At 38.9% G+C, this 11,702-nt stretch carries 14 protein-coding genes; all 14 read left to right on the top strand.

Features of this window, described 5'->3' with window-relative positions; all coding sequences use genetic code 11:
* The first annotated feature begins 2 nt into the window (after nt 1–2).
* Nucleotides 3–1,169: a phage major capsid protein gene (locus tag GMA06_RS03390; protein WP_163561695.1), complete on the top strand. Its 1,167-nt coding sequence runs from the start codon at nt 3–5 to the stop codon at nt 1,167–1,169.
* 15 nt (nt 1,170–1,184) lie between these two features.
* The gene (locus GMA06_RS03385) at nt 1,185–1,463 is read left to right on the top strand and encodes a head-tail connector protein (protein ID WP_163561694.1); all 279 of its coding nucleotides are present in this window, start codon (nt 1,185–1,187) and stop codon (nt 1,461–1,463) included.
* Nucleotides 1,463–1,795, top strand: coding sequence for a phage head closure protein (locus GMA06_RS03380; protein ID WP_163561693.1), 333 nt, complete (start codon nt 1,463–1,465; stop codon nt 1,793–1,795). Before GMA06_RS03385 ends, GMA06_RS03380 begins: the two co-directional genes overlap by 1 nt.
* Nucleotides 1,792–2,169 (top strand): HK97 gp10 family phage protein, encoded by a 378-nt coding sequence (locus GMA06_RS03375; protein ID WP_163561692.1) that lies wholly within the window; start codon nt 1,792–1,794, stop codon nt 2,167–2,169. The genes GMA06_RS03380 and GMA06_RS03375 overlap by 4 nt, the downstream gene beginning before the upstream one ends.
* Entirely contained in the window at nt 2,162–2,512 is a 351-nt protein-coding gene (locus tag GMA06_RS03370) for a hypothetical protein (RefSeq protein ID WP_163561691.1), read from the top strand. Before GMA06_RS03375 ends, GMA06_RS03370 begins: the two co-directional genes overlap by 8 nt.
* Nucleotides 2,485–3,069 carry a major tail protein gene (locus GMA06_RS03365; RefSeq protein WP_163561690.1) on the top strand — a complete coding sequence of 195 codons (585 nt, stop codon included), beginning with the start codon at nt 2,485–2,487 and terminating at the stop codon, nt 3,067–3,069. The genes GMA06_RS03370 and GMA06_RS03365 overlap by 28 nt, the downstream gene beginning before the upstream one ends.
* Before the next feature lie 9 nt (nt 3,070–3,078).
* A complete protein-coding gene (locus GMA06_RS03360; RefSeq protein ID WP_163561689.1) occupies nt 3,079–3,444 on the top strand; it encodes a hypothetical protein in 366 nt (121 codons plus the stop codon).
* Nucleotides 3,441–3,605 (top strand): hypothetical protein, encoded by a 165-nt coding sequence (locus tag GMA06_RS08395; RefSeq protein WP_205426198.1) that lies wholly within the window; start codon nt 3,441–3,443, stop codon nt 3,603–3,605. Before GMA06_RS03360 ends, GMA06_RS08395 begins: the two co-directional genes overlap by 4 nt.
* 126 nt (nt 3,606–3,731) lie before the next feature.
* Nucleotides 3,732–4,388, top strand: a complete 657-nt coding sequence (locus GMA06_RS03355; RefSeq protein WP_163561688.1) for a hypothetical protein — start codon at nt 3,732–3,734, stop codon at nt 4,386–4,388.
* Complete coding sequence (locus GMA06_RS03350) at nt 4,381–4,794, top strand: hypothetical protein (protein ID WP_163561687.1); 414 nt, start codon at nt 4,381–4,383, stop codon at nt 4,792–4,794. Before GMA06_RS03355 ends, GMA06_RS03350 begins: the two co-directional genes overlap by 8 nt.
* A gap of 86 nt (nt 4,795–4,880) precedes the next feature.
* On the top strand, nt 4,881–7,688 hold the full coding sequence (locus tag GMA06_RS03345; RefSeq protein WP_163561686.1) for a phage tail tape measure protein: 2,808 nt from the start codon (nt 4,881–4,883) through the stop codon (nt 7,686–7,688).
* Nucleotides 7,685–8,320, top strand: a complete 636-nt coding sequence (locus GMA06_RS03340; RefSeq protein WP_163561685.1) for a hypothetical protein — start codon at nt 7,685–7,687, stop codon at nt 8,318–8,320. Before GMA06_RS03345 ends, GMA06_RS03340 begins: the two co-directional genes overlap by 4 nt.
* Entirely contained in the window at nt 8,320–9,939 is a 1,620-nt protein-coding gene (locus tag GMA06_RS03335) for a phage tail protein (RefSeq protein ID WP_163561684.1), read from the top strand. Before GMA06_RS03340 ends, GMA06_RS03335 begins: the two co-directional genes overlap by 1 nt.
* Before the next feature lies 1 nt (nt 9,940).
* On the top strand, nt 9,941–11,689 hold the full coding sequence (locus GMA06_RS03330) for a hypothetical protein (RefSeq protein WP_163561683.1): 1,749 nt from the start codon (nt 9,941–9,943) through the stop codon (nt 11,687–11,689).
* Nucleotides 11,690–11,702: the final 13 nt, after the last annotated feature.

Here is an 11,702-nt window from a genome sequence, read left to right as displayed (position 1 = left end):
ATATGAGCAAGTTATTAGACATGATTGAAAAAAGAAATATTGCATGGGAAGGTGCGAAAGCCTTTGTGGAAGCAAACAAAGATAAAGACGGGTTACTTACCGAAGAACAGACCAAACAGTACCAAGAAATGGAACAAAGAGTAATGAACTTCAGTAAAGAAATTGACCGTCTGCAACGTGAAGAACAATTGGATAAATTGATGGAAAAACCCATCAATACACCGATTAAAGAAAAACCAAGACAAGAAGCTATCGAAGAAAAAACAGGACGTGCTAGTCAAGAATACAAAACGAGTATGCTTCAAGCCTTACGTTCCAACTTTAAACAAGTATCGAATGTCCTACAAGAAGGTGTGGATGCCGATGGTGGGTATTTAGTACCAGAAGAGTATGATAGTCGCTTAATTCAAGTGTTAGAGGATGAAAATATTGTTCGTTCTTTAGCCACAGTCATTACAACAGCAGGCAATCATAAAATAAACATCGCCGGTTCAAGTCCAGCAGCGGCTTGGATTGACGAAGGAGCAGCATTATCCTTTGGAGAGGCGACGTTTAGTCAGATGTTATTAGATGCCCACAAACTGCATGTGGCCATTAAAGTGACAGAAGAATTACTGTATGATAGCGCCTTTAACTTGGAAAGTTATATCACTGAACAATTTGGTAAAGCACTGGCTAATGCAGAAGAAGATGCCTTTTTAAATGGTGATGGGAACAACAAGCCAACAGGTATTTTCCATGAAAGCAATGGTGGTACGTTCCTAGATAAAGTGACAGCAATTAAAGCCGATGATGTGATTAATTTGATTCATGCCTTGAAACGTCCATATCGTAAAAATGCGGTGTTCATCACAAACGATAAGACCATCGCTCAAATTCGTAAGTTCAAGGATAGTAACGGCGCCTACATTTGGCAACCAAGCTATCAACAAGGGGAACCGGACAGATTGTTAGGGTATCCGATTTACACCTCTGCTTTTGCACCAGAAAATGCAATCGCCTTTGGGGACTTTAGTTATTACAACATTGGAGATCGTGGTGCTCGTTCCTTTAAAGCCTTAACGGAGTTATTCGCAGGGAATGGGATGATTGGTTATGTGGCAAAAGAACGTGTAGATGGTAAGTTGATTGTCAAAGAAGCTGTTCAGATTTTAAGTACACAAGGGTAACAGGAGGTTTAAGCAGTGGGTTTAACATTAGATGACGTCAAACAGTACTTAAGAATTGATTCGAGCGATGATGACTCACTGCTTGAATCTTTGATGGCAACTGCTAAACATTTATGTATGCACATTTTGAGAGTGGATGATTTGTCGTCTACTCTTTTATTGTCAGAAGAAGTTCATACAGCCATGCTTTATGCCATTGCCTATTTATATGAACACCGAGAAGAAGCCAACCATAAGGACTTAACCTTGACATTAAGAAGTTTATTGTTTGGGCTTAGAAAGGTGGACTTTTAATGAAGGTGAGTTTATTGAATACTAGAATCACCATACAAGTAACAACTATTGAAACAGATGATATTGGCAATCAAACAGAGGTATGGAAAGAGCTGTATTCGTGTTATGCGACCGTCAGTAGTGAAAGTCCACTGGAACAAACGGCAACAGGTGCTGTATGGGATCATACTAAACTTGATTTTACGATTCGGTATGCCTCTGAAGTGGCACAGTTAGACAGTACCCATTTCCGAGTTGTTTTTGATCATCATCTTTATAACATTAAAGGGGTAGACCACATGAATCACAAGAAAAAAGCCATCAAACTGCATTGTCAACGGGTGGAGAGATGAAAGTAAAGTTAGATGATTTAGCTCAAGTGATTCAAAAAGAACTCGAGCAGTATCAAAAGCTAACCAATGAGCAGATTAAAGTAACGGTTAAAGAAGTTGGTCAAGAAACAAAAGCACGTATGCAATCTACTGCCCCTAAAAGAAGTGGTCGGTATCGTAACAGTTGGGTAGTAACCACCACAAAAGAAAATCGTAACAGCATGAATGTTGTGGTGCATTCAAGAAATCAGTATCAACTCACACACTTATTAGAATTTGGTCATGCCAAACGAAATGGGGGGCGAACGACAGCGATACCCCATATTGCACAAGCAGAACAAGAAGCAGTCACGTCTTTTGAAAATAAAGTAAAGGAGATTTTAGAAAATGGTTAGTGTCATAGCACTGATGAAACAAATCGACTTGCCGTTTGCTTACCATCATTTCGCAGAAAGTAACGTACCAAACCCACCGTTTATGCTTTATGTGTTACCTAGCACCAATCATTTTAAAGCGGATGGGAGAATTCATCATAAAATTGTGGTCGTGCATTTGGAGTTGTACACGGATAAAAAAGATGTGGTATCCGAGCGAAAGATTGAATTCGTCTTGGATCAAGCAGAGATTGTTTATCGTAAAAGCGAAGTATGGATAGAGAGTGAAAAACTCTATGAAGTTTTATATACATTTGAAATGGAGGAAGAAAAAATATGGGAAACAAAGTCAAATACAATTTAAAGAATGTTCATGCCGCAAAACTCACGAAAAGCCCTGAAGGGACATTTACTTATGGCACACCTAAGCCCATTTTAGGGGCTGTTAGTATTAGTTTAGAAGCAGAAGGCGAATCCAGTCCATTTTATGCCGATGGGATTGTTTACTTTAGGTCGACATCCAACAATGGATATAGTGGGGATTTGGAAATTGCCTTAATACCTGAGTGGTTTAGAACAGAAATCTTGAATGAAGAATTGGATAAAAATGGTGTTTTGGTTGAAAAAGCAACGGTAAAAGAAACCGAGAAATTTGCCCTGTTATTTGAATTTGATGGGGATGAAAAAGCGATTCGTCACGTTTTATATAATTGTTCAACCTCTCGCCCATCGATTGAATCAGAAACAAAAGAAGAGTCGATTAGTCCAGGGACGGAAAAGTTAACCTTAACAGCAGATCCTAGAGAAGATGGGTTAGTGAAATCACGCACTGGAGATACCACACAGGATACAGCCTATCAAAATTGGTACAAAGCAGTTTATGTACCAACAGCTCAAACAGTAAGTAGTCCATCACGATAGGAGGTTTATATGATACAAAAGATAATCACGATTCAAAATCAAACCGTTACGTTTAAGTCATCGGCTACCATTCCGCGTTTATACCGTTTGACATTTAAGCGTGACATCTTTAAAGACTTAGCGAAACTTGAGAAGTCTTATCAAGGTAATGGGAGCAGTTTCGAGATAGATGACTTGGAGATTTTTGAGAATGTGGCGTATATTATGGCTTATCATGCCGATAATAGTATTCCATCAACCATTGAAGAATGGTTAGACCAATTTGAGATGTTTTCTATTTATGAAATTTTGCCTGAAATATTAGAACTATGGGGGAGTAATCTTCAAACGGATGTGGAAAACAGAAAAAAGTTACATCAAGTAGTCGGGAAATGACGACAGCCTTATTTTTACTTCGATGTGTGGAGGTTGGGATTGCGATAAGAGATCTCGACCTTTTAACCATTGGTTTAGTGCTCGATATTTGGACAGAGAAAGCGAATGACAGTGTAAAGTATAACAGAGTTGCAGGACAAAAAGAGTTTGATAAGTTTTGATTTAAAGATTTGAGTATTTATGGTATAATAAAAAAAGTAATCAAACAAGCAAAAAAACGGAAAAAATATATTTACATTAATATCAGATTAATGTAAAATGATATAACTTATGAGAGGAGGATTAATATGATTTATTCAAATGAAAGAAAATTATCTTTAAGTGGTTGGCTAAAGAAACACAATAATACATCATATGAGACCCCTTTAAAGTTGCAAAAATTTTTGTTGTTTTATGAAGCATTGACGAAAGTATCTGGAGAGACCCCTGATTTTAGTCATTTAAGAGGGTATAAAAAAGGTCCGGTATTCAGTAATGTTTGGGGAGATTATACTAAGGAAAGAGCAAGCTTTAATATGGCGGCTCAGAGTGCGTATGATAAAAATGTTGAATCTATTAATGGTAAAAGAGCTGAAAAATGTGCTTTTATAGTTGGTACTATGACAGAAAAGGAATTATCGGATCTTACACATCAGATGAATCTTTGGAAATCCAAAGAAACTCGCATTATGTCTGGTGAGTATCAAGTGGATTTAGATGAATCGGATTTCAACTATAATGATGAGAAGCTGATTGACACATTAGATGCAATGTATTCAACAAATATGATAGAAAACTCAACAATTATAAATTTAGATAAAAAATATTTTGTATTTTCAAAATCTGATTCGGAATCACTTACAGAGAAACATTTCGATATGTTGCTTACTCTTGCGGAAAATGAAGAACTCCATAACCCGGTATTCGTCGATATTGACGAAGAAGGGAGGCTTCTAATTGATTAACGAAAGAGATGTTGTGAGAATGAAAGTACCTTATCCGTCTATATCGGATGGAATGGCCGTGGCTTCACATATGTATATTTGTCACAAACATTTGGGTACAGATTATGAGTACATTAAATGTCAAACACTAAAACCTTATATGCTTATTAATAATCCAATGGTCCATTATCATGATGAGCAGCCAGACATATCTAGGAATCCATTTACGCGACCAACTAGAATAGATTGTGATAAGTTATTTCTGACAGCTACAGTACATTACGACGATCGATTAAAAACATCCAATCGTCCAGATGTATGTGAAGATTTATTTTGGTCTGTCCAAGTAAAATTATTGAAAGATGGATATTCTAAGATAAATATAAATGAAATAGAACTAAAGAACTTAAATAGATTGATTTACTAATAAATTAATTAGTGATAAGTATTTGTAGCACTTACTAAATAGTAGGTGCTTTTTTCATGTCAATTTTTAGGAAAGGAGGTAATCACATGGCAAATCGTATCAAAGGGATAACTGTTGAAATTGGTGGGGATACAACAGGGTTGGATAAGTCACTTAAGTCTGTAAATAGTACTATTAAAAATACGCAGTCTGCATTAAAGGATGTAAATCGGCTATTAAAAATTGATCCAAAGAATACGGAGTTACTGGCGCAAAAACAAAAACTCCTCCAACAAGCTATTCATGAAACGAGCATCAAATTAAATGCATTAAAAGAAGCAGACAAACAAGCCAAAACGCAACTGGCAAATGGCGAACTAGGGCAAGATAAGTACGATGCTCTGCAACGAGAAATCATTGAAACCGAGCAGTCTTTATCTAAGTTACAAGAAGAGTTTAAGAAAGTGCCGAATGTGGTGGCATTATCGGTAAAAGAAGTAGGGGATAAACTGAAAAATATTGGTGATAAAACACAAGAAATTGGCACAAAGTTATCTACTCACTTAACTTTACCACTTGTTGGCATTGGTGCGGCGTCTATTAGTGCTTTTAATGAAGTAGATGCTGGACTCGATACGATTGTGACTAAAACTGGCGCAAGTGGTGAAGCACTTGAAGACATGCAAGGGATTATGGAACGTATCGCCACCAGTATTCCGACAGACTTTGAGACAGCTGGTGCCGCCATTGGTGAAGTCAATACGCGTTTTGGTGTAACAGGTAAACAACTAGAAGAACTATCTACTCAGTTTATCAAGTTTGCACAACTGAATAATGTAGACGTATCTACCGCAATCGACAACACACAAAAAGTGATTGCAGCCTTTGGTTTAACGACTGAAGATACAGGGGCATTATTGGATACGATGAATGCAGTCGGTCAGAGAACAGGCATCAGTATGGACACTTTATCCAGTGTCATGGTTACCAATGCCGCCTCGCTCCAACAACTCGGCTTTTCAGCCAGTGACGCTGCCAACTTTCTAGGGAATGTGGAAATGTCCGGAGCTGATACGTCACAAGTGATGACCGGATTAACCAAGGCATTAACAAACGCTACTGCAGAAGGTAAGCCACTAAACGATGCCTTATCGGATATTCAAAATAGGATGGTCCATGCCAAAAGTGATACGGAAGGGCTACAAGTGGCGTATGAATTGTTTGGTAAACGAGCAGGAGGGGCGATTTATCAAGCTTGTAAAAATGGGTCACTGAACTTTAGTGAATTAGGGACGTCTTTACAAGATAATATGGGTTCAGTTGAAACGACCTTCGAAAACACCATTGATCCAATTGATAGTTTTCAAACAACGATGAACCAATTAAAAATTGTCGGTGCCGATGTCGGTAATACGTTAATGACGATTCTAAAACCCATGCTTGAAAAATTAGCGACAGTGTTTAAAAATATCAAATCTGGATGGGATAGTTTATCTCCTGGTATGAAAGAAGCGATTACAACCTTTGGTGTGATTGTCGCAACAGTAGGACCAATCCTTGTCGTAGCGGGTAAAATAATCACAGCCATCGGAACGATTACAGGTGTTCTTAGTCCATTGATTGGTTTATTAACTGGAACCAGTGCTGCTACTGCAGCTGTTGGGGTTGCAGGAGGAGCCAGTGCGGCAGGAACAACGGCAGCTGGGGTTGCAGCTGGTGGAGCAGCAACTGGATTTGGTGCATTACATCTTTCTTTATTACCCATTATTGGTATTATTGCAGGTATTGTCGCAGCCATCGCTGGTATTATTTTAGTGATTAAAAACTGGGGAGCGATTACGGAATGGTTTAAGGATGTATGGGGAACCATCACACAAACGGTTACAACAGTTGTGCAGAATATGTCCACCTACTTTATGACGGCTTGGAACGGTATTGTCTCTTTCTTTACGACCACTTGGGAAACGATTAAGGCTATTTTAGATGTTGGCTTACAATTTTTAGTGTCTTTAATACAAGGTGCCTTTGCCCTTATCACTTTACCTTTTCAGTTTATTTGGGAAAACTGTAAAGAGGTGATTCTATCGGTATGGGAGGGCATTAAAGGAATTGTTGATAGTGGTATTCAAGCCGTATCTAGTGTAATCAGTAGTGTTATGAGTGTTATCCAAGAGATTCTATCTTCGATATGGCAATCCATCAGCACAACAATTTCAACGGTCTTATCAATGATTCAAAATGTGGTGTCAACTGTGTTTCAAACGATTAAAGGTGTCACCAGTACGGTATGGAATGGCATCAAGTCTACTGTTGGCACTGCTCTTGATGGTATAAAAACCGCTGTTTCAACGGTATTTCATTCTGTTTCTAGCACAGTAGGCAGTATTTTTAATGGCATTAAAACAACGGCAACAAATGTATGGAATGGCATCAAATCAGCCATTACCACACCGATTGAAGCTGCCAAGAATACTGTCAAAAAAGCTATTGATGCAGTGGTGGGATTCTTTGCTGGAATGAAGATTAGTTTTCCAAAGATAAAACTGCCACATTTTAGTATTAAGGGAAGTTTTTCAATCCTCCCTCCATCTGTACCGAGCTTATCCATTGATTGGTATAAAGAAGGTGGGATTATGACACGACCAACATTGTTTGGTATGAATGGCACTTCCTTAATGGCAGGAGGCGAAGCAGGGCATGAAGCGATTCTTCCGTTAAAAGGATTTTATTATCACTTGGATAAACTGTTTCAAGAGAAAATGGGAGGCAATGAGATGATTGAAAAATACTTAGCGATTATCGCAGAAAATAGTACACAAGCCATCTACTTAGATGATGGGACATTGGTTGGACGATTACTCCCAAGTATTGATAGTGGACTGGGAAAAATGGCAGTAAGGAGGGCTAGAGGATGATTACACTGTTTATTGATGACACAGACTTATATAAGCAAGGAATTATTTTAGAAGAATTTGATATTGGTATTCCTGAGATGAAAGTACACAAAGTATCTGTTCCGGGCAGAAATGGTGACCTTGATATGAGTAGAGCTTTAACAGGTTATACACATTTTTCAAATCGAACCATCAGTCTGGTTTTAGGCATGACCGGTTCAGAAGAAGAGCGAGAAAGGCTTCGGTCATTATTGTTTGTGCATGTGTATAATAAACAGGTGCATATTCGGTTTTCACATTTAGAGGGTTATTTTGTGGGTACGATGACGTTTCATTCTTATGAGCGAACACCAGCTAAATCGACCATCAAAGCCACGGTAGACTGTTATCCATTTCGATTGATTGGTGATGAAGTGGTATCGAGTACGACACTGACAAGTGCATTTCAGTACATCACCATTGGGTATGCAGGGATGCCAACGCCATTAAGTATTGTGACAACTGGCATGGCGACGATTGAATACAAAGGGAAACGATATACGGTGCAAAAGGGTGAGCATCAATTAGGGATTCTCCTTGAAATGGGGAATAATACGTTAAGGGTGTCAGGCAATGGCACGTTAACGACTCAGTACATCAGGGAGGTGTTATAATGTATCGCATTTATGCCGATAATGATTTAATCTATAATCCCCTCATTCCAGAGTATACCATTATTGAAGGGAGATTGAACAGTTCGTTAAATACGGTCGGGACATTGACCTTTACGATACCTAAAAGCAATCCGTCTTATGGTCAAATCCAGTATATGAAATCCATCATTACGTTATATGACGATGATCGGTTGCTTTTTAGGGGACGTGTTTTCTCACCTAGTGTTGATCTTTTTCAAACAGAAACCGTTGAATGTGAGAGTGACTTAGCCTTCTTCAATGACAGTGTGCTTGAACCGTATGATTTTAGAAATAGACGTGTTGAAGATGTGTTACAGGACGTGTTACTCAGTCATAATGCACAAGTTAGTTCAGATAAACAATTTAAATTAGGATATGTGACGGTCACCAATGATACCGCAAAGGGGAACATCGTCCGTTCATCTAGTGATTACACATCCACTTGGTCTTTTTTAAGGGATAAACTGTTAAAAGAACTGGGTGGCTATTTTTATGTCCGCTATCAAGTAGATGGTGTGTACTTGGATTATGTCAATGATTTGAATGATGTGAATCATCAAACCATAGAACAAACCATCAATTTATTGGATGCCAAACGAGAATGGTTTAGTGACGAACTCGCTACGATTGTGATTCCTTTAGGCAGTAAGATAACAGATGACGATACGGATACGGAACGCTATGTGACGATTGAATCGGTTAATCATGGCGATAAGGCGCTTCGAGATGAGCATGCGATAGCACTTTACGGAGAGATTACTAAAGTGACCCATCATGACTACATCACAGATCCAACGAATTTGCTTAGTGCAGGACGTAAAGACTTAGCGGATTCTGTTCTATTGATTAGTAAGATAACATTAACGGCTGCTGATTTGTCTAAAGCAGGAGAGGCAGTTGATGCCTTTGGCTTAGGGCAAAAGCTAAAAGTAAAGATTCCAAGTCTTAACATTGATGAGCGGATGCTTGTCAGTCAACTATCCCTTGATTTACTTCATCCAGAAAGTAGTACTTTGTCCATTGGGATTGAAGAAAAAACGCTGACCGTGACACAGTTCCATACGGAGCATTCAATTGAAACGATTTATCAGAATTTACAAGAACATATGAAAGAGTTGAATACAGCAGCGATTGTTCGAGCCATTCGTGAAGCCAATTCGTATATTCAACAATCAGCCAATGAAATCAAACTGGACGTATCCGAGAAATACTACAACAAAGAAAAAGCAGATGAACTGTTGAGTGCGGTTCAAACGATGATGACACAAACATCAGATGCCATTTCTTTTCAGTTTTATCAGTATCAACAGTTACAAGAGACCTTATACGGTGCTAATGCGAGACAATTTACAGAACTCAGCCGTTATATTCGCTTTGAAAATGGGCACATTATTTTAGGTGAACAAAATAGTCCCATTGTGCTTCGCATTGAGAATGAGCGCATTGTCTTTTTACAAGGTGGTGTGGAGAGTGCCTATTGGCATAATCGAAAATTCTATGCGGTAGATGGAGAGTATCTGCAAAGTTTAAAATTGGGTAAGTTTGCTTTTATGCCAAGATCAACAGGTAATTTAAGTTTTACAAAGGTGGTGAATTAAGATGGCAAGCAGTGGTTCTTTTCACACGAATGCGTATGACGTTAGGTATTTAACGTTTGAGTGGCATGTTGCCAATCAAAATGTATCCACTAATCAAACAACCATCAATTGGAGCTTAAGAGGAAATGGTGCAAATCCAAACACTTGGTATATGTCGGGAAACTTTAAGGTGGTCATTGAAGGGTCTACTGTTTACCAATCAGCCAGTCGTATTCAATTAACCGGGACTGCCAGTGTTGCGAGTGGGCAATTTACCATTTCACATGACTCAGATGGGCATAAAACCTTTAGTGCCAGTGTGGAAGCTGGCATTTACTATTTTGCGGTGAATGCTAGAGGGAGTGGATCATGGGATTTGCCAACTATTGCCAGAGCCACACAACCGACCTTGAATAAGACAAGTATGTCTTTTGGGGATACGATTACCATTTATACCCCAAGAGCAACAAGCACCTTTACACATACTATTCAAGCAGGTGTGGAGGGAAAATTAAGTTGGACAACCATCGCATCGAATGTCGCAACAAGTGATACATGGACGTTACCCAAATGGTGGGGACGCTATTTAACGCATTCAACGGATAAATTACTATTTAGGGTGCTTACTTACTCAGGAAGTCAACTGATTGGCAGTAAGGATACACCTCCTGTGACCGTCATAGCCACTACTGATATGGCACCTGTTGTCAACATCACCTTAACGGATGTGAACAATTTTTATAACACCTATGGTGGTTTTGTCAGAGGAAAGTCTAGAATCAAAGCAACCGTAACAGAAAGGCTGTATGAACAAGCCGTTGTGACAACACGCAGTTTAGTTTTAAATGGGATAACGTATCAAAGTAGTGATCAAACATCTGAAGTGATTACGTCAACGTCACAACGAGTAGAAGCTAGAGTTGTGGATTCTAGGGGAATGACAGGTACAAAAGTCGTGACCCCTGTTGTGTATGATTGGTATGAACCTAGAATTACGATGGCAAAAGCCAATCGTTGCCAAGCCAATGGGACACTGGATGAGTCTGGAGCGTATATTAAATTGGAGTATGCGTGTGCTGTTGCCCCAGTGAACAATAAAAATCAAAAGGTACTCAGTTACAGTTACAAACGGCAAAACCAAAGTCAATCGACTACGCAGAGTATACCAATGGAAACGTATAGTAAAACAGGGAGTGTCATCTTTCCTGCCAGTGGGGAGAGTTCTTGGGAAGTGACGGTGACACTAAGAGATGCTTTTAATACGAGTCAAGTTGTAGTGAGCGTTGGAACAGCCTTTGTGTTACTCGATTTTCACAGTTCTGGAAAAGGTATCGGTGTTGGTAAGGTTGCAGAATTACAAAACACACTTGATGTATCACCTAACTGGGATTTTAAATATAAAAATGCCGTGATGAGTGATTTTGTGATGGAACAAGGCATGAAGAATAACTGGATTTACCGTAAATGGTATAGTGGTGTGATGGAATTGAGTACGAGAAAGTCGGTAACAGTTGATGTGAAAAATAGATGGGGAAGTTTATTTACTTCTGGACCGATTGCAGCAACGGATTTAGCATACCCTTTTGTTTTTAAAGAGTTACCGACCGTCATTGTGACTTTATCGCCTATTACATGGGCAGGGATGGTGATGGCTGGATCAGGACAGGTAGGTTCTATATCTAAAACAGGCGTCTTTGAAGTTGTCAGAGGCTTAGAAGCATCGAATGCCAATTATATATTTAATTATAATGTGGTTGGCAAATGGAAGTAAAGAATGGAGGATA

Source organism: Granulicatella sp. zg-84 (assembly GCF_010892375.1).
GTDB lineage: Bacteria > Bacillota > Bacilli > Lactobacillales > Aerococcaceae > WM01.
This window is presented reverse-complemented; position numbering and strand designations above follow the sequence as displayed.

Excerpts from the sequence above, each read along its gene's own strand:
- GMA06_RS03390 (WP_163561695.1), top strand. The coding sequence starts at position 3 with ATGAGCAAGTTATTAGACATGATTGAAAAAAGAAATATTGCATGGGAA.
- GMA06_RS03380 (WP_163561693.1), top strand. The coding sequence starts at position 1,463 with ATGAAGGTGAGTTTATTGAATACTAGAATCACCATACAAGTAACAACT.
- GMA06_RS03375 (WP_163561692.1), top strand. The coding sequence starts at position 1,792 with ATGAAAGTAAAGTTAGATGATTTAGCTCAAGTGATTCAAAAAGAACTC.
- GMA06_RS03370 (WP_163561691.1), top strand. The coding sequence starts at position 2,162 with ATGGTTAGTGTCATAGCACTGATGAAACAAATCGACTTGCCGTTTGCT.
- GMA06_RS03365 (WP_163561690.1), top strand. The coding sequence starts at position 2,485 with ATGGGAAACAAAGTCAAATACAATTTAAAGAATGTTCATGCCGCAAAA.
- GMA06_RS03360 (WP_163561689.1), top strand. The coding sequence starts at position 3,079 with ATGATACAAAAGATAATCACGATTCAAAATCAAACCGTTACGTTTAAG.
- GMA06_RS08395 (WP_205426198.1), top strand. The coding sequence starts at position 3,441 with ATGACGACAGCCTTATTTTTACTTCGATGTGTGGAGGTTGGGATTGCG.
- GMA06_RS03355 (WP_163561688.1), top strand. The coding sequence starts at position 3,732 with ATGATTTATTCAAATGAAAGAAAATTATCTTTAAGTGGTTGGCTAAAG.
- GMA06_RS03345 (WP_163561686.1), top strand. The coding sequence starts at position 4,881 with ATGGCAAATCGTATCAAAGGGATAACTGTTGAAATTGGTGGGGATACA.
- GMA06_RS03340 (WP_163561685.1), top strand. The coding sequence starts at position 7,685 with ATGATTACACTGTTTATTGATGACACAGACTTATATAAGCAAGGAATT.
- GMA06_RS03335 (WP_163561684.1), top strand. The coding sequence starts at position 8,320 with ATGTATCGCATTTATGCCGATAATGATTTAATCTATAATCCCCTCATT.
- GMA06_RS03330 (WP_163561683.1), top strand. The coding sequence starts at position 9,941 with ATGGCAAGCAGTGGTTCTTTTCACACGAATGCGTATGACGTTAGGTAT.